The following is a 24,639-nucleotide window of genomic DNA, read 5'->3' on the forward strand; positions in this document are numbered from 1 at the left end:
TTTGGGGAACGGCAGGCCCGCAGGGTCGAATCCAGGGCGGCGTCGATCATAGTCTGTTGTCGATGCCAGTAAAGATGGTTGCGGGGGACCGCTACATTGCATTACCCACTACGGAAGATCATGTGGTTTTCCTCTTCAGGCGCCATGTAGCCAAGCTACGCAGGTAAGCAGGCTAGAGAAGCATCCATTGAAACCCGTTTCGATGTTTCTGCCGCTGCGGCCTAAGGGAGGGATAATCAGGGGGGCCTTGCCCCGATGGTCAGCACAACGGGCTGGTTGTCCACCACGGCCGTAACCACGGCGATCAGATCCGCCTTCAGGTCACGGCGCTGGCCGATGCCGGTTCTTGGTCTCAGCCTGTGGTCGTTGCTCTGTCCGATGCAGTCGTGGATATCAGGATGTATCAGGGCAAACGGCAGGGCGGGATATCGGAGCTGGATGATGACGCTGATTTAGGTAGACATGCCAGCTGTGTTGTGCAATGCAAATTTTCCCTTCGCATCTGCACAAATTTGTGCAAAACGCCTGTCCCAGCGTTTGACGCAAGGGAAGGAGACGTCGTGAGCGCAACGGGAGAGGCCAAGGCTCTTACCCCACCGGATATTTGCGCGCGCAAGGGCAGAACGCCGCTTGTGTGCCTAACGGCATATACCACGCCCATCGCGAAGCTGGTCGATCCCCATAGCGATGTCGTGCTGGTCGGCGACAGCGTTAGCATGGTTCTGCATGGCCTGCCGTCCACGCTCGGCGTCACGCTAGAGATGATGATCATGCACGGCCAGGCCGTCCGCCGCGGCCTCAAACGCGCGCTGATGATCGTCGACATGCCCTTCGGCTCCTATGAGGAAGGCCCAGAGCAGGCCTTTCGCAACGCCGTCCGCGTGATGGCGAAAACCGGCTGCGCGGCCGTTAAGCTCGAAGGCGGCGAGGCAATGGCCGAAACGATCCGGTTCCTAGCAGCGCGCGGCATTCCGGTGATGGCCCATGTCGGCTTGACGCCGCAGGCGGTCAACGCCTTCGGCGGCTATCGCGTGCAGGGCCGGGGCGAGGATGCCGAGCGCATCAGGCGCGATGCCCGTGCGGTGGCCGACGCGGGTGCCTTCGCGGTCGTGCTCGAAAAGGTGCCCGAGCCGCTCGCCCGCCGGGTCACTGAGGAAATCACCATACCGACGATCGGCATCGGCGCTTCGCCCGCCTGCGACGGCCAGATCCTTGTCGTCGACGATATGCTGGGGCTGTTCGGCGACTTCCGGCCGAAATTCGTCAAGCGCTATGCCGAACTCGGGCAGGCCGCGTCAGCGGCGATCGCGGCCTATGCGCAGGAGGTGAGGGAACGCCGATTTCCGGCTGCGGAACATGTTTTCGGCGATGCGCCGACAGCCATCAAAGGAGGAGAAGCAGCGTGAGCATACCGATCGTCCGTACTTTCGCAGAACTGCGCAGCATCGTCGCCCCTTGGCACCGCGATGGCCTGAAAGTCGCCGTCGTGCCGACCATGGGCGCTTTGCACGAAGGCCATCTCAGCCTGGTGCGTGCCGCACTCGAGCAGGCCGACCGGGTGATCGTGACGCTCTTCGTCAACCCGAAGCAGTTCAACAATGCAGCCGATCTCGCCGCCTATCCGCGCACCGAGCACGAGGACGCCGCCAAGCTCGCGCCGCTGGGCGCGCACATGCTCTACGCGCCGGACGGGCCGGAGATGTATCCGGACGGCTTCGCCACCACCGTGTCGGTGGCAGGCACGAGCGAAGGCTTGTGCGGGACCTACCGCCCAGGCCATTTCGATGGCGTGGCGACGGTGGTGACCAAGCTGTTTCTCCAGACGGGCGCTGATCTCGCCTTCTTCGGCGAAAAGGATTTCCAGCAGCTGCACGTCGTGCGTCGCATGGTCCGCGACCTCGATTTGCCCGTAGAGATCGTCGCCTGCCCGACGGTTCGCGAGGAGGACGGCTTGGCGATGTCGTCGCGCAATCTCCGCCTCTCGTCTGCACAGCGCCAGGCGGCTCCGAAGCTCGCGGAAATCCTGTTCGCGACGGCCGAGCAGCTTGCGGCAGGGGCGCCGGCCCAAGACGTCTTCGCCGAGGCCCGGCAGATCATCCTCTCCGCCGGCTATCGGGAGGTCGAATATCTCGAATTGCGGGCCGACGATGACCTTTCGCCACTCGAGGCCGCGGAGTGCCCCGCGCGCCTGCTCGTCGCGGTATGGCTGGGCGACGTTCGTCTCATCGACAATGTGAGGGTTCGGCCAAAGCAAGGCACCGCGGAAGTGGTTGCTCCGGCCGCTGCGGCCTGACGCCTTCCATTCCGGCTTGAAGTCTCAGTTGTCGTCCTTCGCACGAGAAATGGCCATCCGAGATCAAAGTCAGCGGCAAACCACAGTTCGCGCGGTGGACGCACGCGTCTGGTGGCTGAACCGTCCGCGGCAGTCGCGCCGCCGCGGACGTTGTTTGGCGGGGGTCTATGCGTCTGCGCTCGCCGTATCCGCTAGCACCGCGAGCGTGAGCCATTCGGCGATCAGCGCCGGTTTGTCCGCACCTTCGATTTCGACGGTGACATCGTAGGTGGTCAGGATCTGGTTCGCTGCATTGCTGGTCACGTCGCGCAATACGAAGCGGCCGCGGACCCGCTCCCCCGCCTTCACTGGCGCGAGGAAACGCAGGCGGTTCATGCCGTAGTTCACGCCCATCTCGATGTTCTCGATGCGCGGCAGAGCGTCGTAGTACATGTGGCTGAGAAGCGAGAGCGTCAGGAAACCGTGCGCGATCGTCCCGCCGAACGGGCTTGTCCGGGCGCGCTCGGGATTGACGTGGATGAACTGGTGATCCTTTGTGGCGTCGGCGAACATGTCGATCATCGACTGGTCTACTTCCACCCAGTCCGAGACGCCAATCTCCTGCCCGACGCGCCCCTGCAACTCCGCCGCTGCGATCGTCGCCGTCATTTCAGAGAATTTCGAACAGGCCCGCGGCTCCCATGCCGCCGCCGACGCACATGGTGACGACGACGTGCCTGACGCCGCGCCGCTTGCCTTCGATGAGGGCGTGGCCGACCATCCGTGCGCCCGACATGCCGTAGGGATGGCCGATCGAGATCGCGCCGCCATTCACGTTCAGCAACTCGTTGGGAATGCCGAGCTTGTCCTGGCAATAAAGGACCTGCACCGCGAAAGCCTCGTTCAGCTCCCACAGGTCGATATCGTCGATGCCGAGGCCGAAGCGCTGCAGCAGCTTCGGTACGGCATAGACCGGGCCGATGCCCATCTCGTCGGGCTTGGTGCCGGCGACGGCCATTCCGACATAGCGGCCAAGCGGCTCGAGGCCGCGCTTCTCGGCCGCCTTGGCCTCCATCAGGATGCAGGCGGACGCTCCGTCGGACAGCTGGCTCGCGTTGCCGGCCGTGATGCATCCTCCCTCGCGGACCGGCTTCAGGGCCGACAGTCCTTGGAGGTTAGTATCCGGCCTGTTGCCTTCGTCCGCCGTGAGCGTGACCGTCTTGCGCGTCGTTTCGCCGGTTTCGCGGTTCACGATCGCCTTCACGGCGATCACCGGCACGATTTCACGGGCGAAGCGATCCGCCGCCTGCGCGGCCGCCGTCCGCTGCTGCGACTCGAGGGCATAGGCGTCCTGCCGCTCGCGCGCGATGCCGTACCGCTTGGCGACGGTTTCGGCCGTATCGATCATCGGCATGTAGGCATCGTCGTGCATCGCCACGAGCTCGGGATCGATGTCGACGCGCAACTCCGGCGTCTGCACGAGCGAGATCGACTCCACACCGCCGGCGAGCACCGTCTCCATGCGGTCGACGATGATTTGCTTCGCGCCCGTCGCGATCGTCATGAGGCCGGACGAGCACTGGCGGTCCATGGTCATCCCCGGCACCTCGACGGGCAGGCCGGCGCGCAGCGCCGCCATGCGGCCGATCGTCTGCTGCGAGCCCTGCGGCAGCGAGCAGCCCAGGATGCAGTCGTCGATCCGGTCGGGCTCCATGCCGGCGCGCTCGACTGCCGCGCGCAGCGCATGGGCTGCCAGTGTCGGGGCGGGCGTTGCGTTGAAAGCGCCGCGATAGGCGCGGCCGATCGGGGTTCTCGCCGTCGAGACGATCAGGGCATCACGCATGTCAGTTTGCCTTTCCGGAATCTCTTGTGTAGCCGGCTTTCTGTAATTCCAGCCGGCCTTGCCTTTCGCCGGCGTCCGGAACGAACTCGTCCTTGCGGTCGACGATCTTCGGCCAAGAGGCGACGATAGCCTCGGGAGCGGCGGGCCCTTGGCCGATATGGACGCCCTGCGTCAGCGTTATGTGCGCCGCCTCGAACGAGCCCGCACCGGCGCACAGGATTGTCCTTGTCGGGGCGTCATCTCCGACAAGGACCACGATGCCGGGACTTACCTGCGCGGGACGGAGACGCTCCATCTCGGCCTGCGGCAGCAAGCCGTCCAGCATCTGCGTCGCGGCGGTGGGCGCGATGCAGTTCACGCGGATATTGTTGCGGGCGCCCTCGAGCGCGAGCGTCTGCATCAGGCCCACCAGCGCCATCTTGGCGGCGCCGTAGTTGGACTGGCCGAAATTGCCGTAGAGGCCGGAAGAGGACGTCGTCATGACGATGCGGCCGTAGTTCTGGGCGCGCATATGGTCCCACACCGCCTTGGTGCAGTTGACCGAGCCCATCAGGTGGACGTCGATGACCAGCTGGAAATCCGCCAGGTCCATCTTCGCGAACGTCTTGTCGCGCAGGATGCCGGCATTGTTGATGAGGATGTCGACCTTGTTCCAGCGGGTGATGGTTGCGTCGACCATCGCTTTGACCGCGTCGAAATCCGTGACAGAAGCGCCGACCCCGATCGCCTCGCCTCCGGCCTTCCTGATCTCGTACGCGACGGCGTCCGCCGCGGCCTGGGCGACATCGTTGACCACCACGCGGGCGCCGCGTGCAGCGAGCAGCAGGGCGTGCTCGCGCCCCAGTCCGCCTCCCGCGCCCGTGACGATGGCAACCCTTCCTGACAGATCGATCATCAACCCCTCTCATCTTTGCGTTTCGACGGCGGCGTCATCACGGCTCCACCATTTCCGGCGGACAGGCTGACACCACGCCCCCGTCCACCGTCAGCACCTCGCCGACGACGTAGTCGCCGGCGCGGCTCGCGAGGTAGATCGCGGCCGCGGCGATGTCTTCCGGCTGTCCGACCCGCCCGGCGGGGATGGAGGCCAGATAGTCGTCGCCCTTGTCGCGCGCCGCGCGGTTCATGGCCGAGGGGAAGGCGCCCGGCGCGATCGCGCTCACGACGACGCTGTCCTTGATCAGGCGCGCCGCCATCCGGCGGGTCAGGTGATGGATTGCCGCCTTGGATGCCTGATAGCTGTAGGTTTCCCAAGGGCTTATACGCAGACCGTCGATCGACCCGATGTTGATTACCTTTGCCGGCCGGCCATTGCCGGCGCCTGCCTTGAGAAGCGGGAAGAGTGCCTGCGTGAGGAAGAAGGGCGCCTTGACGTTGAGGTCGAAGATCTTGTCCCAGCCCTTCTCCGGAAACTCTTCGAATTCCGATCCCCAGGCGGCGCCCGCATTGTTGACGAGAATGTCGAGTGCGGGTTCGGCCGCGCGGAAGCGGGCGGCCAAGTCGTGCGCACCCTCGACGGTCGATACGTCGGCGGGAACCGCTTTGCACCGAGCCCCCATCTCTTCGGCGGCGGCCTCACACTGGTCGGCCTTGCGTGCGGAGATGTGGACGCGGGCGCCCTGGGCGAGGAAACCCTCGGCGATCATGCGGCCGATGCCTCGCGATCCGCCGGTCACCAGCGCGACGCGACCTTCCAGCGAGAAGAGGGTTGAGGCATCGAGCATTGTAGTCTCCGGCTATCGTTCGCGTCCGGCCTTTCGGCGTCGCCGTGATACGGTCTTGCGACGACGCTGGCAAGCAATATTTGTACAGATGTACCGTTATTTTCACGGTGCTGGAAGCGAACCGGCCAGCACGTCGGCGAAATCTGCGCGGGCCCGGGCGAGATCGGGCACGCCCACGGCGGCCGTGATCGCACGCACCAGTTTGCCGATGAAGATCGCCTGCATGTGCAGCGGAACGCCCGCGCCGGGAGACCTGCCGAGGGCGGATGTGATCCGCCTCGACCAGGCGCGGTGGAGATCGAAAAGCGACGTGGCGACAGCGGGCCGCAGCGAGGGGCTTTGCGCGGCGCTCATCCAGACTGAGTAGTAGCCGATGTTCTCGCTTCCGAACTCGAGCGCCTCGCGGAAGAAAATCGCCGTCGTCAGGTCGAGCAGGCGGCTCTCGTCCAACTCGGCGGCGCCGGCCGCGTCGAGGCCGGAGCGGTAGCGGGCCTTGGCGCGCTCGAACAACTCGTTTTGAGCGGTCGCCAGCAATTCTTCGATAGTGGCGAAATAATAGCTCGGCCCGCTGCGCACCATGCCGGCAACCTCCGCCACGCGGCGATGGGAGAGGGCGACGGCGCCTTCCCTCACGATGATCTCGATCGCCGCCTCCAAAATCCTTTGTCGGGTTTGGGCGTATCGCGCGGACGGGTCGGAAGGAGCGCCATCCGTATCGGCGTGCCGCACGCCAGCCGGAATCGCGATGTCGCGCAGGAGCCCCTCAGGGTCCAGCCGGCCGGCCAGAAGTTCGCGTGCAACCGCGGGGTCGAGGCCGAGAGGATGGAGGATGAAGGTCAGGCCGATGGTGAGATCGACGGCCGCGCCCGCGCGATGCTTCGGCGCCGCCGGTTCGACCAGCCGCGCGATGTCGTACCAGATCGCGTCCAGCTGTTCGTACCAGATCTGCGCGAGCCGCCGGCCGCCGGTCGTCCGGCCGCCGTGCAAGATCAGCTCGGACCAGGCCAGCGACCGGATACGCTCGCGGCCGAGCGCGTTCAGGACGATCCGCTCCACCAGATCCGCCAGGCCCGTTACGCCTGTTTCGCTTCCTTCCGCGACCCGCGTCGCCAGCCTTCGGAAAGCGTGCAGATATCCGTCCAGCAGCGTGCGCGAGGCTTCCTCGATGATGTCGGCCTTGGTGTCGAAGTGATAAGTCGTCGCGGCGAGGCTGACGTCCGCCGCGCGTGCGACCTCGCGGTGCGTCAGGCCGGCTACGCCCGCATGGGCGAGAACATGGATTGCGCCTTCGGCGATCTTGCTGCGCGTGACAATCGTCCTCATCTGGACGGCCCGCCGGCGACTCCTGCCGCTCTGGTTCAAATCGCCGCGTCCCCGAACATCGCCCCGGGCGCGTCGAGACACGTCCTGTCGAGCGATCCGCTAAGCGCCAGCCGCCCACGCGCGAGCGGCAGCTCATGCCGGTTGAAATAGCGGCAGGTCAGCAGCTTGCCTTCGTAAAATGCGCGCTCCACCGGACACAGACCACCCGCCGCCAGCGCCTTCGTCGCTACGATCGCTTGGCGCAGCCACATCCAGCCGATGATGATATGGCCGAACGCGTCGAGATAGATCGTCGCGTTGGCGAGGCGCTGCGCGGAATCCCTGCATTCCAGCAGGTTCTGCGTCGCCCCAAGCAGATCGTCGATACTGGCGGCCAGCGCCTTTGCGTCTTCGCCAAGTCCGATCTCCGCGGCCTGGATTGCTGCCTCGCGCATCTGCCCGGCAAAGCGCATCAGCGTCTCGCCGCGATCGCCAGCCACTTTTCTTCCGAGTAGATCCATGCCCTGGATGCCGAAGGTGCCTTCATGGATGTGGTTCAGTCTGTTGTCGCGATAGTAGCGTTCGACCGGATAGTCGCGGGTGTAGCCGTACCCTCCGAGGATCTGGATGGCCCACTTGTTCGCCTCGAGACAGTGTTCCGACGGCCACGACTTCACCACCGGCGTGAGCAGCCCGAGCATTGCGGACAGCCAGCCGCGCCGTTCCTCACCCTCGCACACGGCCAGTTCGTCCACGAGCGTGGCGCAATAGAAGCAAAGCGCTTGGGCGCCTTCGACGGCGGCCTTCTGCGCCATCAGCATGCGCCTGACGTCGGCATGCTCGATGATGGGCACCTGCGGGCCGGTGGGATTCTTGCGGTCAACGGGCCGCCCCTGTGCGCGTGTCCGCGCGTAACCGGCGGAGTAGAGATAGCCGCCAAGTCCCGCCATCACCGAAGCGTGGCCGACGCCGATCCTCGCCTCGTTCATCATGTGGAACATGTATTCGATGCCGCGATGCGGCTCCCCGATCAGGTAGCCGAGGCAGTCTCCGGCCTCGCCGAAATTGAGCAGGCAGTTGGTCGTGCCGCGCTGGCCCATCTTGTGGTTGAGTCCTGCTAGCGCGATCTGGTTCAGCGGCCCCGCCGCGCCGTCCTCGCTGACAAGTCGCTTCGGGACGAGGAAGAGTGAAATGCCCTTCGTTCCCGCCGGCCCGCCGGGGATCTTGGCGAGCACCATGTGAACAATGTTCTTAGATACCTCCTGCTCGCCGCCGGATATCCACATCTTGCTGCCTCTGATCCGGTAGAGGTCATCCTCGCCCTTCGTCGCCGTGGTGCGGATATCGCCGAGCGAGGAGCCGGCATGCGGCTCCGAAAGGCACATCGTGCCGAACCAGCGCCCTTCCAGCATCGGCGGAAGGAACGTGCTCTTCAGGGCGTCCGAGCCGAAGGCGTTGAGCAGGTTGGCCGCGGCGATCGTCAGGAAGGCGTAGTTGGTCACGGCCGTGTTGGCGCAGCTGAACATGCCGCCGATGGCGGTGTGCAGGAACCATGGCGCCTGCAGGCCGCCGATCTCCTCTGGGAAAGGCAGCGCGAAGAACCCCGCTTCCGCATAGGCGCGCAACGCCTCCCTGGTGCCGCCAGGCATTTCGACCTTGCCGTTCACGAACTTCGGCTCGTTGGCGTCGACCTCTGCCGCGATCGGCAGGAACTTGTCCTCCGCGATCTTCTGGGCCGTGTCCAGCATCTGGCCGATCGCGCTCCGGTCATAAGCGGCGAAACGCGGATGTTCGAGAAGCGCTGCGACATCGAGAAGCTCGAAAAGGACGAAATCGAGTTCCCGACGATCGACGATCATAGACATATCGCTCTCCAGCTTGTCGCGGCGCACCGGCATCCGTACCTATCGCGTGAAGACGAATTGTACAACAGTACAACTTAATTCGGGAGAGGGGTGTTCCGATCTTTCGAAAGTTCCAGTGCCTACACGTGCCGGTCACGTTTCCCAGAGTAAGAGGTGTTCTTCAGCCCCCAACCTTGAGGTCGGCTGTAGTGATGTAAGCCCAGGGCATGAGATCGTCGATCTGGCTGTTTGGGTGACCGTTGAGGATCTTCGACAGATAGAACCATCGAACCATCCCCAGCCGATGACCTTCAGATAGGTGAAGTCGGTCCGCCAGAGCTGGTTCGGCGCTGCCGTCTTGTCGTGGAATTCATCGGCGGCCTTCGCGACGATAAAGGCCGGGCTGGTGATCAGGTCATGGGCCTTGCGCAGGCGATAGACCGAGGATTCCGAGACGAAGTAGCTCTTCTTGGCGGTGAAGGTGACGGCCAGTTCCCGTGGCGACAACTCCGGCTCGTTCAGCTCCAGGTCGACGATCTGATCGCGGGTCTCCTCGGGAATGCGGTTCCAGACCCGGTTCGGCCGAGGCCTGCACCCCTCCAGCGCGTCGATGCCGCCGGCAAGGAAACGGTCATGCCAACGATTGAAGGTTGAACGCGGAATGCCAAGCTTTTGCAGTGTGCGCCGCGCCGCCTTCGGCGATCCCCTCACGCCGACACAGCGCGGCGATCAACTCCTCGCCGCGCAGGCGCTTTCCCGGTCCCGGATTTGTGTCTCATCTTCGCTCCTTTGAAAGGCTACGATGAACCAGAAATCCTCCGCTCTCAGCTAAGCCACTTGGGCTCCTCAGCGCTGACGCCGGACAGGCTCGTGATCATCCGTTATTGGGTCAGAAGGATCCTATAGATGGCGCTCTCCCTGTCTGCCGCGACATAGATTTCTCCTTTGCTGCCCACCGACACGCCACCCGACCGTGGATACGGCTCGGATAGAAAGCCGACGGCGAGGCCGGACGCGACCAGTTCTGCTTCTCCGCTCGCGACATTTACCACATAGACCTCACCCGCGCCCGAGAGCACAACAACCGACCCATCCGGGGCCACTGCGATGCTTCGCGGGGCATCAAGCCCAGAGGCGACTTCGGTGACGACGCCGTCAACCAAACTGATCGCGAGCAAGCGATTGGAGCCGGCTTCTGCTACATAGACCGTGTTGTTTGGTCCTTTTGCCAACGAAGTGGGTATGCCGAGTCCCGCGGCAAGTACGTGGCGATCATTGCCGTTGATCCGCAGCAGATTGCCGGACCGTGCCTGCGCAACGACTATCTCCCCGGTTGGCAGGAGCAACGCATCGGTCGGCGCATCTAGGTTGTCGATGGTCTGCAGGAACTCGCCGCTGGACAGGTCGAGCAGCTGCACGAAAGAACTGGCGCGGTCGGTTAACAGCTCGGAGACAATAACAGCGCGCGTACCTTCGACGTCTATTGCAGACGGAAACAGCAGGGGGGATGTCATCCGGCGCGCTATCTCGCGAACTTCGCCAGTGGCTGAATCGACTGACCGTAGAGCGGTCCGATCAGTGACAATGATCTGATCACCGGATTCCGACCGGAAAGTTTCAATATCAGTGGCAAAAGCAAGCTTACTGGTGGTTAGGGTGCGGACGGAGCCCGACGAAAGATCCACCGCGACTACGGCATTATCAGCCATATTCGCAAGGTACGCGATGTCATTCCTATTAATGACCATGTTGTCCATCGCCGGCGAGGTAGTTGCGATCAACTTGGTCTCCGCGGTCTCTGGGTCAATTCGCACGACCGAACCATCGACACCGTTCAGCACATACAATTGGCCCTTGGAGTCGAAACGCGCCGAAACGGGGTGGTGCAAATCGGTGGCAATGACCGTCAGCGCGCCGCTTTCGGGATCAATGCGCACCAGACTGTCTTTGCGAGTGACTGGCCCGTAGATCATTCCATCCGGTCCAAAAGCGAATGCGTTGACACCGTGGGTATTAGCAACGACCAGACGCGGTGGATTCACCCCGTTGGGATCAACTTCCCAAAGATCATCATCGAAGAAGGTTTGTCCGATGAACAGGCGGTTGCCATCTCTAGAGAAGGCAATCGAGTTCGCGCCCGGCATATTCGTCGTGACGTTGCGGATCTTGCCGTTCGCATCGATGCTGCGAACCACACCGGAGATTGGATCGGTCCAGAACATTTCGCCGCTGGCCGAAAAGGCCGCATCATCTGATCGCCCAAGTCCAGGCGCAACGAGAAGAGAAATGTCTCCGGTCGTAGGGTCAAGGCGATGGATGCTCTCGCTCCAGACGCTGGTCAGAACCAAGGTTCCGTCAGGCGCCAGAGCAATTCCGTTGATCGTGCGTAGTTCCGAGCCACCGGTAAGGCGTTCGATCCGAGCTTCTGCGAACGCAGCAGGCGCTTGCCCCATAATCTGGAAGCCTATTAGGGCCGCCAAAACTCCGGACAAGAGTTTGGACAGTCGTCCGTGAAGAATGCGGAAAGCTTTGATTTGATTTGAGATTTCCCCCTGATTTCGGCTTTGATTTTGCCGGAAATCGTGGCTTTTGGCGACGATTTCCGGCAAAATCGTTGCGTCTGCGTTGCGTGATTCGATGGCGTTTCGACCGGAGAGGGGAACCAAGCGATGCGACCGAAAGAACGGCGGGACAGTGGCCAGACCGACCTGTTGCGATCCCGGCTCGACCAGATCCTCAACATGAACCATCCCTTGGTGAAGTTGGCCAAGGCGATCGACTGGCGTTTCCTCGAAGAGCGGCTCGGCGCGGTCTATGACGACGATCCCGGCCGGCCGCCGCTGCCGACCCGCCTGATGGCCGGCTTGGCCATCCTCAAGGCGATGCACAATTTGTCCGACGAGGTGCTGTGCGAGCGCTGGTTGGAGAACCCCTATTACCAGCTGTTCTGTGGCGAGGAGTTCTTCCAGCACCGCCTCGTCTTCGACCGCAGTTCGCTGACGCGCTGGCGCCTGCGCATGGGCGAGGAGCGGCTCACGGCGCTGCTCCAGGAGAGCCTGGCGGCGGCGACCCGGCTGGGGGCGGCCAAGCCGGCCGACTTCCGCGCGGTGATCGTCGACACCACCGTGCAGGAGAAGGCCATCACCTTTCCGACCGACGCCAAGCTGATGCACCGGGCTCGCGAGCGGCTGGTCAAGCTGGCCAGGAAGCATGGCATCGTGCTGCGCCAGTCCTATGCGCGGGTCGGCAAGATCGCGCTGATCAAGCACCAGCGTTATGCCCATGCCAAGCAGTTCAAGCGGGCCAACCAGCAGCTCAAGCGGCTGCGCACCATGCTGGGGGCGGTGACCCGCGACATCACCCGCAAGATTGTCGGGCAGCCGAACCTGATGCAGATCTTCGCCCTGCCGCTGTCGCTGGCCCGCCGCGTCCGGGACCAGCGCCGAGGCGAGCGGGGCAAAAAGGTCTATTCCCTGCACGCACCCGAGGTCGAGTGCATCGGCAAGGGCAAGGCCCACAAGCCCTACGAGTTCGGCGTCAAGGTCTCGGTCGCCACGCCGCTTTATCGCAGCCGCGGCGGCCAGTTCGTCGCCCATGTCAAGGCGCTGCCCGGCAATCCCTATGACGGCCACACCCTGGCCACCATCCTGCCAGCCATCGAGGAAACCATCGGCGTCACCCTCGCCAGGATCGTCGCCGATGCCGGCTATCGCGGCCACAATGCGCCCAAGGACAAGATGTTCAAGGTCCATGTCGCCGGCTACAAGCGCGGCCTCACCAAGGCCATCAAACGGGCGCTGCGACGCCGCGCCGCCATCGAGCCCGTCATCGGCCACCTCAAGAACGACCATCGCATGGGACGCAACTTCCTGGCCTTCACAGAGGGCGACGCCAACAACGCCGTGCTTGCCGCCGTCGGCTACAACTTCAGCCTCCTGCTCAACTGGCTGAGGCTTTTGTGTGCCTTCATCCTGGCCATGCTCGAAAGCATCGTTGCGCCACCACACCGGCTAAAATCGGCCTGACCACGCTCCCTATCAGGCACCTCAACCCGACAGCTTCATTCAGCCAACTGCCTGGCCCAGCCGACGCCAATCTTCGTCTGCAGGATCAACCCAAATGAGCGTTGTTCACGGACGACTGGACACGATCATCTCTCTCTCCCAGTCATAGTTTTCGGTTTCCAAAGGGGCCTGAGGTTAGTCATGGATATTCGCCGGCCGACGCGGGGGGTGCCTACCGGCCATCAGGTCGCGGCCAGCGACCTCTCCGCCCATTCGTTAACTTGGGCGAACAGCGGTATCGGCTACCCCGTGCCCGACCAAGTTTCCCCTCCGGGAAACATGCTATGGACAGCCATCCGCGCGGGTCAATCGCCGAGTCGGTTATAGTTTCTATACCCATCCCGTATGATGCAGGGGTGATGCTGTCCCATGGAGTGGCGTCGCTGACGACGATCTCACCGTGATGTTCGGCGCTGGCCTGCTTGATCAGGATGCCACTGCGGGCAGGCTGATGACCGCGTCTTCACCCATCGGCGCTATGGTTTCTAGAGACATGTAGCGGGCGCGCTGGACGGCCCATTCGTCGTTCTGTTCGAAGAGCAGGGCGCCGACCAACCGCACGATGGCTTCGTCGTTCGGAAAGATATCGACGACCTCTGTGCGGCGCTTGATCTTGTCAATCGGCGTGCAAGGTTGGCTCTGACTCATTTTGATGGAGTTCAGGCGCCGGCTGGCAATGGTTCAGTTGGAGAATCATTGCAATGGGTCGCTTCTTCCGTCCCTCGGCGCTGGCGCCGCAGGGATCTGTTGCCGACAGCATCGAGAACGACGCTGCGATCGTTCGTATCGCAATCCACGCGAAGTCGTCAGTTGGGTGTTGCCCGGAACTGTGGTCGGATGTCGGGCCGCGTGCACAGCCGCTATCCAAGGCGGCTTGCGAACCTCCCGCTGTCGGGGAAGACCGTGCAGCTCATCCTCATGGCGAGGCGATTTCACTGCGACGCCGTTCTTTGCGGCCGACGTATCTTCACCGAGCGCTACGGGGAGAGTGTTCTCGCACCATGGCCAGGACGGACGGCGCGCCTCGATCACCTCGTTCACCATCTCGGCATTGCGCTGGGGGGACGACCGGCGGCAAGCTTTGCGCGTCGCCTGATGGTTCCTGTGAGCAACGACACGCTGCTGCGGTCGGTACGACGACGCGGGAGCCCCCGCGGCCAAGATTGGCCGGCACCTTTTCTGGCGCACGCATGGCGTGCCTCTGCTGGCTGGCCGCGGATTTGCCCTTCGACGTGATGGAGTTCGGCGATGGGCCGGAGCGCCTCGCTGGCGATCGGCGCGGGACCGGCTGCGGTAAGTTCGTAGAAGCGATCGAGTACGGGCGCCGTAGTCTCGTCGGCAAAGAGCTTCGGCTATAAGCCTCCAGCTTCTCCAGCAGCCGCTCATGCGCCGGACGCAGATTCTAGGCGGCCCGTCCTCCCCCGTGATTTATCGATGCTAGGGTTCTGCTGCACAGCGTTACAACAGGCTGCGGCCGATTTGAATTCCTGTCACGATTGCGCCAGAATGGTTCGGGCACGAATGCGGATCGGCTCGTCCACCATGGTGCCATCGACTGACGCCGCGCCTTCCCCCGATGCCAGAACGCGGCGTGCCCAACCGATTTCCTTCTCGGACGGCGCAAAAGCTCGCTTTACCGAGGCGATCTGATTTGGATGAATACAGAGTTTGCCGGTCATGCCGAGCGAACGAGCATGGGCGGCATCGTCATGTATGATGGATAAATCATCCAACTGCACCGTCACTCCGTCCATGGGCGCGGCGATCCCAGCCAGACGCGAAGCCATGACCAACTCCAGGCGCAGTGGCAGCAGCAGGTCGCGCAGATGAGCACACCCTAGATCGGCGCAAAAATCCAAGGAGCCAAAGGCCAGCCGCATGACCCCTTCGGCGGCTGCAATGTCGCGTACATTTGCCAGTCCTTTCGCACTTTCAATCAGGGCAATCACAGGACGGCCGAGAGCGCGAGCGACGGCGGTGGCGGCGGCGGCGTTCTCTGCCTTGGGCAGCATTACGCCCGCGATAGACAATGGAGCAACCGCAATCACGTCGGACTCGTGCCAAGGCGTGTAGGCCGCATTAATTCGCACCAACACCGGCAGGTCCGTGAAGTCTGCATTGAGAGCTGCGCGAGCCATATCCTTCGTATCCGGTGGCACAGCATCCTCAAGATCGAGGATCACCGCATCGGTTCCGGACATTGCAGCTTTGGCGAATAATCCTGGGCGATCAGCCGGCACGAAGAGTGGCGCATAAATTGCAGCAAGGTTCACCATTCTGTCCGTGCCTCAATTGAAGCCGAGTCACGGACGGAAGAGGTCCAGTAATTCAGCCGACCGCTGCTCTCGCTGGCGTTCAAGTTTTCAGCTCCGGCGAGCGAGTAGCATTTCGCGCGTGTGAGAGAGGATGAGATCGCCTCGTTGATTGAGGGTCTGGATCCTAATCCTGACCTTGCCACGGGTTGGATTACGGCTCACGGACTTATCCACGATCTCCGTGACGGCTCCAATGGTGTCCCCGGGCAGAAGGGGCTTCAAGAACCGCAACTCTCCCACACCAAGCCCTGCCAGCGCCGTTCCTTGAAATAGGCCGGAATCGTATAGCATGCGCGAGGTCAACAACAGGGTCTGGAGACCGCTGCCGATGAGGCCGCCGAACATACTCTCGTTCGCCTCTTCCCGGTCGATGTGGAAGGCGTGGGGATCCCACTCCAGCGCGAAGCGGATAATGGCGTCCTCTGTTACGGTTACACGCCTCGACGCAAAGCGCTGGCCGATCTCCAGGTCTTCAAAGAAGTACCCGTTAATTGGGGGAAGCGGCTGGCCAGCCATGGCAACTCCGTTGTCCGAGAGGAAAAGGCCCGTGTCTCAGCATCCCAGTGCTCGGGCCACGATCAATTGCTGGATCTCCGTCGTTCCGTCGCCGATCTCCAAGACCTGCGCCTCGCGAAACAGACGGTTCACCCGCGACTCTAACGAGAAGCCAACTCCCCCATGTATCTGCAGTGCGTCCTTGGCGCTTTTCGTCGCTAGCCGACTCCCGACCAGCTTGGCCATCGAGGCGATCATGTTCGAATCGCTGCCTTGTTCGCAGATCCATATCGCTTTGTGGGTGAGAGCCCGGGCAGCCTCCAAGCCAGTTGCGATGTCGGCAAGCTTTGCCTGAATGAGCTGGAAGTCCGAAATCGGTCGTCCGAACTGCCGTCGATTCTTGGCATAGGCTAAGCTCTCCTCGAGACAGGCTCGTGCGAGCGCTATCCCCATCACCGCAATGCCTATCCGACCCATCGTCAATGCTCCGAGCGCCTGCGACAGGCCCTTGCCGATGGGTCCAAGGCGGGCGCTATCTGGAAGTCGGACGTTGTCGAATAGAAGCTCGCGGTTGTCCATGCCGTGCCACGCCATTTTGTCGAACGACTGGCCTAGGCTGTAGCCGGGCGTGCCCCGCGGTACGATGAAGCAGGTTATCTCCTTTCGACCGCTCTCTCCCTCGCCTGTCGCGGCCATCGCGACCACGCCATCGGAGATATCTGTGCCGGCGTTCGAAATGAGTATCTTGCGCCCGTTAAGGAGCCAGTCGCCATTTTCCAGACGCACTGCGCGCGTTTTTAAACTTCCGGCATCAGACCCGGCTTCGGGCTCAGTCAGAGCGAATGCAGGCGTGATATCGCCGGAAGCGAATCGCGGCAGCCATTCGATCTTCTGCTGCTCAGTTCCGAGTTCGACATACATCTGGCTCACGCCGCAGTGGATCTGCCAGATCTGCGCGAAGACCTGGCTGACCGTGGCCAGTTCCTCGACACACAGGTAGAAGCTCATGCGATCCTGAGCCGACCCGCCGTATTCCTCCGGTATCAGCATGCCGGCCATGCCGAGCGCGCTCCACTGGGACCATGCATCGTAAGGAAAGCGGTCGTCACGTTCCATCGCCCGCTGAGCGGGCGCCACTACCTCTCGCGCAAACTCTCTGGTCATCGCGATCAGCTGATCCTGTTCAGGGTTTGTCGCAAAATCCATCTGTTGCGGCCTCTTGGTAGCGTGTCCGTTCAAACCGCGCGCTGTCGCCGGAGTACGGGGGAATGTTTCTGGCGAGGACCTTTCATCCCGCGCGGCTCGAACTCACTTCCAGCCCGTGACCAGGTAGGTGCTGATGATCGGAAATCCGATCAAGAGGCCGAGAACCATTGCCTCGCAGACAATGAACGGCAGGACGCCGATGAAAACCTCTCTGGACGTGACCTTCGGCTTCGCGGCCGACATGACTGCGAAGAGATTGATTCCTATAGGCGGCGTGATCGCACCAATCTCGACTAGCTTGACGATCAGAATACCGAACCAGATCGGGTCGATACCAAGCGCCTTCGCCGTCGGGTAAAGTAGCGGGATGGTGATGACCATCAGCGAGACCGGATCGATAAACATGCCGACGATCAGATAGGCGATCACCACTCCTGCGATGAAGACTCCGGCAGAATAGCCGCCATCAGTGATGAAGGCGGTCAGTTCTGTAACGGCGCCACTCGTCAGCAGGAGGCGCGAGAATATCAGACCCGCGATGACGATGAGGAAAAGAGACGCCGTGGTTACCACCGAGCGTTTCACAGCATCAAGAAATTTCGCTAAAGTCAGGCGCCGGCCAACTAGAGCAATCGTCAAGGCGCCCGCGACGCCAATTGTTCCCGCGGCCGACGGTGAGACGGTCCCCGTGTAGATGCCGCCCACAATGATCGCCGCCAGTACGATCGAAGGCGAGACTTGGCGAAGCCCGACTATCTTCTCCCGCATCGTGAATGTCTCGATCTTCGCAGGCTGAAGATCGTTTCGAAAGAGCGAACAGATGTAGATCGTCGTCATCAATGCGGCGGCCGTTAGAATGCCAGGCAGAATGCCCGCCACCAGCATGGCCCCGATCGATTCCCCGGTCAGGATACCGTAGACCACCATTGTCAGGGAGGGAGGAATCATGGCAGCAAGTGTGCCCGCTGCGGCGATGCAGCCTGCCCCAAAACCCCGATTCAGGCCGAGTCTTTCTATCTCGGGCATCGCAACCCTAGTGAAGACCGCCGCGTTGACTACGGTTGAGCCTGAAATCGCCGCAAAACCTGCGGATGCTAGAACCGTCGCGTTGTAGACGCCGCCGCGGAAGTGCCCGATCCAACGATAGCAAGCCTGGTAAAGATCCGCGATGATCCGGGATGCCCCGGCAATTTCGCCCATTAGGATGAACATCGGCACGACGGCGAAGGCGTAGTTGCTCGACGCCGCGTATGTGACGGAGCGAATCATCGAGATCATGAACGTCTCGCCGACCCAGAAGTACATTCCGACCGCGGAGACAGCAAAGATCGAGAGTGCAACCGGGACGCCGAAGAGGACGAGTGCCAGAAGGACGATGAATGTCAGGATAGCGAACGTCACGGGGTCCATGAACTACCCCTGTCCGTGGCTGCGTCTTGGCGGCTAATACCGCGGTAGCTACTGCGGATCATGAGGATGACCACTATGCCGAATGCGATCGTCGCACCAAGGAATAGGAGGCCCTTCACTGGATAGACAGGTAGGGCGATAATACCTTCGGTATGTTCGCGGGCCGCAAGGCTGGTGAGAAAGCTCGGCCAAGACGCGTAGGCAATAAGCCCATAGCACATCATCGCTGTTCCGTGGGCGAGACTGCGAGAGATCCAGTCGCCCGCCGAGCCTCGGGTGTATTTAATTAGGTCCAGTCGAATGTGCGCGCGTGTTACGAGAACGTAAGGTTGGACAGTGAAGACCAACGTCACGAGGGCCAGTTGGGTAAATTCGACGACGCCCGCGAGTGGTCGCCCGCGGATGACAGATGACACGGCATCGGCAGCGCCGAACGCCGCGATCATGACAGAGGCAGCACCTCCGACCCAGAGCAGGCCGGAGGCGATCAAGCGGATGGAGCGCGGCACGTCTGCATCGTGCTCGGTCTCGATGCTAGGATCAGTCATGGGTCGATCAGTTGCTCGACTGACCGGCCTTGACGGCATCTACGATTTGCTGTGCGGTATCTGCGGGGATACCATTGGAGATCTGTTGTTCCTTCCAGAGCGATAGGATGTCCGGTGCAGCCTCGTCGACACGCGCTTGATCGGCGAAGGGATGAAGCGTCACGCCTGCGGCCTTAGCAGTCTCCAGGGCCTTCGCTTCCGTCTCAGCCGTGATCTTCTTCTCATAATCCATCGCCTCGCCAGCGGCCTTGTCAACTGCGGCGATGAATTCGGGTGTCCACCCGCCTTCCTTATAGTTGTCCCATGAGGTGTAGAAGGTCGGCCCGGCCGATGCACCCATGTTTATATCGGTCCAATGCTTGGCCACTTCATGTACCTTGATTGCGGTAGCGGAAGAGTAGTTGGTCGCGACGCAGTCAATGACGCCGCGCTGCAGGCCTTCGTAGATCTCGGTGAACCCGAGGGTGACGGGCACCATTCCCAGTGCCTCGGCCGATTTCGGAAGGAAGTAGCCGTATGTCCGAACCTTCTTGCCGGCGAGATCCTCGAAGTTCGCGACGGGCGACGTGCACATCAGCCGGATCTCTGAGAGGCCGTGCTGGAGGAGTGGGAAGACGCCCATTTTCTTCAACTCGGCCTGGTAATTTTCTTCCGTGCGCGACAGCCTGTATTGCGTGTCCATCGCTGCCGAGACGTCCTTGAACAGGAACGGTGTGCCATTGATCAGTGTGTTGATCGGCATCTCGGACGCATAATAGGAGGGGGCCGTCACGCCCAGTTGGATGGCACCGTCGCGGATGAGATGCAGGATCTCGTTGGCGCCACCCAGCGACCCACTCCAGAAGAATTCCAGCTTGGTGCCGGTAGCCTCCTCCACTAGCTTCGCAAAATGCTTGTCCGTCTCCGGCTGGATCCCGTGTTCGGCGAAGCTATAAGCTACCTGGATGGACTCGGCACTGGCAGTGGCCGGTATCGCGACCAAAATTGCGGCGGCAAGCAAGTGTTTCATCGAATTTCCTCCCTAAGGTCGTTTGTACCCCCGAGGCACAAACCGAAGAAGTATGTTTGGTGCGCCAAGGCTCCTCCCAGGCGCCATCGGGTATTAAGTACGCTAGGAGGGGTACCCCGGCATGTCCACGCACGGGCGGAGTATACCGTTCATGCGCATTCGTTATCCGGCGCCGGCCGCTATGCCGAGTGACTGATGGCATCGGCCTTCGTCGACACGGATGCTGGAAAAAGTGTCCGCAACTGCATCCTGTGCACTTTGCGTGTCGTCGTCAGCGGCAGGTCTTCGTGCCGGATCATCCTGATCACGCGGGGCTGCTTGAATTTCGCAAGACGCGTGGCGCAGTAAGTCTTTATATCATCGGGCGTCGGCGCGCGGCCCGCCTTCGCGATGACCGCCGCCGCAACGATCTCGCCCTGCACCTCATCGGGAAGCCCGGTGACGAAAGCTTCTTCCACGTCGGGATGGGTCATAATGACCTCCTCGACCTCGACCGGGGCGACGTTGATGCCGCCCGTCTTCAGCATCTCCTTGAAACGACCGCGAAAGCTCAGATAGCCCTCTTCATCAACCACACCTAGATCGCCCGTCTTGAACCAGCCCTCGGCATCGTAGGCCGCGGCGGTCGCTTCGGGGTTCTTGTAGTAACCGGCCATCATGCGTCCGCGCAGGCGAATTTCTCCCATCTCGCCGGGGCCAAGCACCATTTCCGTTTCCGGATCGACAATGCGGATTTCCCAACCCGGCATGGGCCGACCCTCGGTCGTGCAACGACGATCAATCGGGTCGTTGCCGTCATTGACAGTGGCGAACCCGTGTGTCTCGGTCAGGCCGTAGCAATGTACTCCATAGGGCATCACGGCCTTTATGATTTGCCGACTGGCTTCCGGAGTGGCGAGCGCTGTGCCCTTTTTCAACGTCGACAGATCGTACTCTGTCGCCCGGGGATGCTGGAATATCGCGTGGATGATGTTGGGTGTTCCCGCCAGCAGGGTCGCTCCATAACGATCTACGATCTCAAGGCCCTCGGTAGCGTCGAAATGCTCTTGTAAGACGATGTGCGATCGATGTGCCAATGGACCGATCAACATGTTCATGCATCCCATGCCCCAGAAAAGGGAAAGCGGCATGTATATGACGTCCTGGGGACCGAAATGCATGCGCACACCGATCTCCCAAGTGTTGTCAATGAGGTGTCGATGGGTAAGCATCACGCCCTTGGGACGAGCTGTCGAGCCAGATGTGTAAAGCTGATAAGCGACGGAATCAGGATCGACGGTCTCCGAGTTCGCCAGAACCTCTGCCTCCGCGACCTGCCCGGCTCGCGCGATGAACGTGTCCCAGGAGACTGTACCCTCCAGAGAGCGTGAGCCGATGACGATGATCTCGCGGAGCAACGGGAATCGCTCGGCGAGTGGCTGGAGGCCAGACATCATCTCGATGTAATCCGTTTTCAGGATGTGGTCGTGCATGACCAGCAGGCTGATATCGGAATGTTCTATGACATAGGAAAGCTCGCCGGCGGTGTACCAGGAGTTGAGCGCCACCATCGTACCGCCTAGGTGCTGAATGGCGAAATTCGCAGCGACCCATTCGAACGAATTGCCCAGGAGCAATCCCACGCGATCGCCCTTCCGCACTCCGGAAGCATGAAGCGCACGGGCCGTTAACATAATATCGTTCCGTAGGTCCCGATACGTCTTGGTATGGTGCCGGAAGGTGAGCGCTGGACGATCTGGAACGGTTGCACCGAGTTCCTCGATCAAGGTTCCGAGCGTCTTGCTAACAGGTTTCATCACGATAGGCTCATCCTTCGGGAAGGTCGTAGAATTGCCGAGCACTGCCAGCAAGCACCCAGGCGCGTTGTTCGGCGGTCAGGTCGGGATGAAACCGTACGGAGCCAAGCAATTCGGCCCACGATCTGGGTGTCTCCTCATAGGTGACGTCGCTCGCCCAGCAGACGCGGTCGGCACCAAACGCGCGGACTGCTTCGATGAGGCCTCGTCGTTCTGCCTCTTCCGGATTCTCGAAGTTCCGGAACGTGCGGCCGGCATGCGCCCATTTCAGGACAACGCCAGGGAGATCGGAAAGTCCGAGTACCGCCCGCCAGTCGTCCGCAGACCCCGCCCATCCGCAATGGTCAATCGACAGGCGAAGGGCTGGAATACGTTCCTTGACAGTCCGCGCCAGACTGGGGAGTTCGGCGGTCAGCAGAGCAACAGGAAGATTGTTATCCGCCGCAAGCGCAAAGACGCGGTCCCATTCACCGGAAAGGAAGGCTTGCCGTTCCTTGCGGCTAGAGAGCACGACGCGCAGACCGACACATCCCGGTGTGCGGCTGAGTGTAGCAATGTGTCTGTCGAGATCAGGGTCATGGCGCGAGATGCGCTGGACATATGCCAAACGTTTCGGAAAGCGAAGTGCGCCTTCCTGGGCTAGGATTGACAGTGGTCGCGCGACGTCACCAGGAAGCATAACGCTGGGAATTGCGACGCCATCGGCCAGGTCCCAAAGTTCATCGGCGATGATCATCCTAATGCCGAGCGCGTCCATGGCACGGATCGTCCCGTCGACGCCGTCCACTGGACCGAAATGTATCTGAGAATCCACGACATCCATGAGACCTCGATCAGCAACCGTGTGAGGGTGCGCCTCCGTCTTGCGTGTCGTCGCCCCGGCTCGCCGCCACGAACCGGTGGGAACAGCCTCGCCACGCTTAGCCGCCGCCAGCGCTTCGACCATCGCAGCTTTGTCGAGTGGGACGCAGTATCCCGGCTTGCCGCGCTCGAAGCGCCAGCTTTCGGCCAGTTTCCCGACGTCGACGGGATCGAAGCCAAATTCGTCCATCAACGCCGCCACGATCGCGCGTGCATCGGGGTCATCTCCGGCGATCGGCAGGGCGCGTCTGTCCGCTGCTCCTTCCGGGCGCGGATCCGATTCAAGGTCGCCCTGTAGAATTGCATTGAACGCCTTCACGACCCGCGCGTCGACGAGGTGGCGCTGAAGCATTTCTCCGGTCGTGTCGGAGTTGTCGTCCAGCGCGGGAAAAACACCATCTCGCTCCGGATAATAATTGTTGGTGTCAACGACGATGCGCCCGGAGAGGGCCGCCGGATCAAGATCGAAGATCGCGCGGAAGGGTATCGAGACGACCACGACGTCGCCGAATCTGGCAGCTTCGGCGACGGTGCCGGTGCGGCACGATAGGGCCACGGCGGTGCTCGTCAGGGTCTGCGGGCCACGGCTGTTGGCTATCATCACGTCGTGGCCATGGGAAACGGCCAGCCGAGCCAATGCCCGACCGATAAAGCCAGCGCCAATTATTCCGATCTTCATGTTTCACCCCCTCCTCCGGGCAAGCATGTGTCACCGGGCGCAGCGGTGAGGCCGACACATCACAGACATGGTCGTTTCACGGAAAGTGGCACGCCTCTGGGGTGGCCGCGCTTCGATGATCGGAAACCTAGAAACCGCATCGTTTTGATGCAACGCGCCGATGGGTTATCTTAATTATACGCGTCGGGCATACAGGTGTCCGAAAACGTACGGGGGGTGCCTTTGCTCAATGACGGGATGACCTTGGTCGACCTTCAGGTGATCCTTGCGGTTGCCGAAACCGCGAGTTGTACGCGCGCGGCTCACAAGCTCGGCATATCGCAGCCTGCCGTCAGCCGGCGCATCGCGATGGTAGAGCGGAGACTCGAGGTTCGGCTTTTCCGGCGAGAGGGCCAAAAATTCATTGCCACCGAGGCCGGGCAGACATTCTGTGCACATGCGACCGAAATACTGGATCGCGTGGATGCGCTTGAGAACGAAACGATGGGGGTCGCGCACAAGCCCAAGGGTTCCGTTGCTTTAGGCGTGCCGCCGTCGACCGGCGAGATGCTCCTGCGGCATATAATACCGGAATATCGCAGGCTGTATCCTGACGTTCGGATCCGCGTCGAACAAGGCTATGTCGGCGATCTCTTCGAGATGCTGATGAACAAGCAGATCGACGTGGCCCTTCTCAACGGCCGCTACAATTCGACAGACGTCTTTACCGAGAAGATCCATGATTATGACCTAGGTATCGTCTATCCATCCGGCTGGAACGGCAACTCCCCACTGGGAGATGGGCCTTTCCCAGACAGATTGACAATGGAACAGGTGGCGCAGCTGCCGATGTTCCTTCCAAGCCCCAATCAGAGTCTACGCCAACTCATTGACGAGGCGTTTCAGAAATCTGGACAAAAGCCGCGGATCGAAGCGGAGATAAACAGTTTCGTCCTTCAGAAGTCGTTGGTGCTTGCTGGTCTCGGGGCGATGTTCATGACTACAGCAGCAATCCGGCGGACGGATCGGGACAAGCTGTCCTTTGTGCCAATCGCCGACGCCAGCATTCTCTACACTTTGCATGTTGCCGTTCGGCAGTTCGGACAGCCGACCTTGGCTGCTCGGCTCATGCTGGACATGGTCCGAGCGCAGAAGTCTGTCATCCGGTCGTTCCTGCTGGGCGAGATCGACAACTAGGGCATTTGATGCCGCACCGGCCGCGCCGACTCTTGTCGGGATAACTCAAGGTTATGAATGATATAAGCGCCGGGGTGTTCTGTTGTGTCGAACTC

At 61.7% G+C, this 24,639-nt stretch carries 19 protein-coding genes and 4 pseudogenes; 5 read left to right on the forward strand and 18 right to left on the reverse strand.

The window, feature by feature from the left end; all coding sequences use genetic code 11:
* The first annotated feature begins 560 nt into the window (after positions 1 to 560).
* Together panB and panC are read left to right on the forward strand one after the other, a co-directional pair.
* A complete protein-coding gene (panB, locus tag JN280_RS08460) occupies positions 561 to 1,406 on the forward strand; it encodes a 3-methyl-2-oxobutanoate hydroxymethyltransferase (protein ID WP_202314638.1) in 846 nt (281 codons plus the stop codon).
* Positions 1,403 to 2,293 carry a pantoate--beta-alanine ligase gene (panC, locus tag JN280_RS08465; RefSeq protein ID WP_202311439.1) on the forward strand — a complete coding sequence of 297 codons (891 nt, stop codon included), beginning with the start codon at positions 1,403 to 1,405 and terminating at the stop codon, positions 2,291 to 2,293. The genes panB and panC overlap by 4 nt, the downstream gene beginning before the upstream one ends.
* 165 nt (positions 2,294 to 2,458) lie before the next feature.
* Here panC and JN280_RS08470 read toward each other — a convergent pair whose 3' ends face one another.
* From JN280_RS08470 to JN280_RS08505, 8 genes and pseudogenes are all read right to left on the reverse strand, one after another.
* Positions 2,459 to 2,941 (reverse strand): MaoC family dehydratase, encoded by a 483-nt coding sequence (locus JN280_RS08470; RefSeq protein WP_202311440.1) that lies wholly within the window; start codon positions 2,939 to 2,941, stop codon positions 2,459 to 2,461.
* A 1-nt stretch (position 2,942) separates the two neighbouring features.
* On the reverse strand, positions 2,943 to 4,115 hold the full coding sequence (locus JN280_RS08475; RefSeq protein ID WP_202311441.1) for an acetyl-CoA C-acyltransferase: 1,173 nt from the start codon (positions 4,113 to 4,115) through the stop codon (positions 2,943 to 2,945).
* Between the two features lies 1 nt (position 4,116).
* Entirely contained in the window at positions 4,117 to 5,010 is an 894-nt protein-coding gene (locus tag JN280_RS08480; protein ID WP_202311442.1) for an SDR family NAD(P)-dependent oxidoreductase, read from the reverse strand.
* A 37-nt stretch (positions 5,011 to 5,047) separates the two neighbouring features.
* A complete protein-coding gene (locus JN280_RS08485; RefSeq protein ID WP_202311443.1) occupies positions 5,048 to 5,839 on the reverse strand; it encodes an SDR family oxidoreductase in 792 nt (263 codons plus the stop codon).
* Positions 5,840 to 5,941: 102 nt separating this feature from the next.
* On the reverse strand, positions 5,942 to 7,162 hold the full coding sequence (locus tag JN280_RS08490; protein ID WP_202311444.1) for a TetR/AcrR family transcriptional regulator: 1,221 nt from the start codon (positions 7,160 to 7,162) through the stop codon (positions 5,942 to 5,944).
* Between the two features lie 35 nt (positions 7,163 to 7,197).
* Positions 7,198 to 9,006, reverse strand: a complete 1,809-nt coding sequence (locus JN280_RS08495) for an acyl-CoA dehydrogenase (RefSeq protein ID WP_202311445.1) — start codon at positions 9,004 to 9,006, stop codon at positions 7,198 to 7,200.
* 267 nt (positions 9,007 to 9,273) lie between these two features.
* Positions 9,274 to 9,696: pseudogene (locus JN280_RS08500) on the reverse strand (helix-turn-helix domain-containing protein); the annotation flags it as partial.
* A 170-nt stretch (positions 9,697 to 9,866) separates the two neighbouring features.
* Positions 9,867 to 11,651, reverse strand: a complete 1,785-nt coding sequence (locus JN280_RS08505; protein WP_202311446.1) for an outer membrane protein assembly factor BamB family protein — start codon at positions 11,649 to 11,651, stop codon at positions 9,867 to 9,869.
* A gap of 3 nt (positions 11,652 to 11,654) precedes the next feature.
* On the opposite strand from JN280_RS08505, the gene JN280_RS08510 reads away from it, so the two are divergent.
* A complete protein-coding gene (locus JN280_RS08510; RefSeq protein ID WP_202311447.1) occupies positions 11,655 to 13,010 on the forward strand; it encodes an IS5 family transposase in 1,356 nt (451 codons plus the stop codon).
* Positions 13,011 to 13,475: 465 nt separating this feature from the next.
* Here the strand turns inward: JN280_RS08510 and JN280_RS08515 are convergent.
* A pseudogene (locus JN280_RS08515) lies at positions 13,476 to 13,664 on the reverse strand (transposase); the annotation flags it as partial.
* 210 nt (positions 13,665 to 13,874) lie between these two features.
* Here JN280_RS08515 and JN280_RS40265 point away from each other — a divergent pair.
* Positions 13,875 to 14,198: pseudogene (locus JN280_RS40265) on the forward strand (transposase family protein); the annotation flags it as partial.
* On the opposite strand, the pseudogene JN280_RS08525 reads toward JN280_RS40265, so the two are convergent.
* The 9 genes and pseudogenes from JN280_RS08525 to JN280_RS08565 form a co-directional block, all read right to left on the reverse strand.
* Positions 14,193 to 14,448 (reverse strand): annotated as a pseudogene (locus JN280_RS08525) (IS66 family transposase); the annotation flags it as partial. The pseudogenes JN280_RS40265 and JN280_RS08525 overlap by 6 nt on opposite strands.
* A 91-nt stretch (positions 14,449 to 14,539) precedes the next feature.
* A complete protein-coding gene (locus JN280_RS08530) occupies positions 14,540 to 15,325 on the reverse strand; it encodes an HpcH/HpaI aldolase/citrate lyase family protein (protein ID WP_202311448.1) in 786 nt (261 codons plus the stop codon).
* Positions 15,326 to 15,412: 87 nt separating this feature from the next.
* A complete protein-coding gene (locus tag JN280_RS08535) occupies positions 15,413 to 15,880 on the reverse strand; it encodes a MaoC/PaaZ C-terminal domain-containing protein (RefSeq protein WP_202311449.1) in 468 nt (155 codons plus the stop codon).
* Between the two features lie 36 nt (positions 15,881 to 15,916).
* Entirely contained in the window at positions 15,917 to 17,065 is a 1,149-nt protein-coding gene (locus JN280_RS08540) for an acyl-CoA dehydrogenase family protein (RefSeq protein WP_202311450.1), read from the reverse strand.
* Positions 17,066 to 17,167: 102 nt separating this feature from the next.
* Positions 17,168 to 18,475 carry a TRAP transporter large permease gene (locus JN280_RS08545; RefSeq protein WP_202311451.1) on the reverse strand — a complete coding sequence of 436 codons (1,308 nt, stop codon included), beginning with the start codon at positions 18,473 to 18,475 and terminating at the stop codon, positions 17,168 to 17,170.
* A complete protein-coding gene (locus JN280_RS08550) occupies positions 18,463 to 19,023 on the reverse strand; it encodes a TRAP transporter small permease subunit (protein WP_202311452.1) in 561 nt (186 codons plus the stop codon). The genes JN280_RS08545 and JN280_RS08550 overlap by 13 nt, the downstream gene beginning before the upstream one ends.
* A 7-nt stretch (positions 19,024 to 19,030) precedes the next feature.
* Complete coding sequence (gene dctP, locus JN280_RS08555) at positions 19,031 to 20,032, reverse strand: TRAP transporter substrate-binding protein DctP (protein ID WP_202311454.1); 1,002 nt, start codon at positions 20,030 to 20,032, stop codon at positions 19,031 to 19,033.
* Positions 20,033 to 20,211: 179 nt separating this feature from the next.
* Positions 20,212 to 21,828, reverse strand: coding sequence for a class I adenylate-forming enzyme family protein (locus JN280_RS08560; RefSeq protein WP_244743492.1), 1,617 nt, complete (start codon positions 21,826 to 21,828; stop codon positions 20,212 to 20,214).
* Between the two features lie 10 nt (positions 21,829 to 21,838).
* A complete protein-coding gene (locus tag JN280_RS08565; protein WP_202311458.1) occupies positions 21,839 to 23,368 on the reverse strand; it encodes an NAD(P)-binding domain-containing protein in 1,530 nt (509 codons plus the stop codon).
* A 237-nt stretch (positions 23,369 to 23,605) separates the two neighbouring features.
* Here JN280_RS08565 and JN280_RS08570 point away from each other — a divergent pair, with 237 nt between their 5' ends.
* Positions 23,606 to 24,544: a LysR family transcriptional regulator gene (locus tag JN280_RS08570; protein WP_202311460.1), complete on the forward strand. Its 939-nt coding sequence runs from the start codon at positions 23,606 to 23,608 to the stop codon at positions 24,542 to 24,544.
* Positions 24,545 to 24,639: the final 95 nt, after the last annotated feature.

The sequence above is a fragment of the Mesorhizobium sp. L-8-10 genome, assembly GCF_016756635.1.
Classification (GTDB): domain Bacteria; phylum Pseudomonadota; class Alphaproteobacteria; order Rhizobiales; family Rhizobiaceae.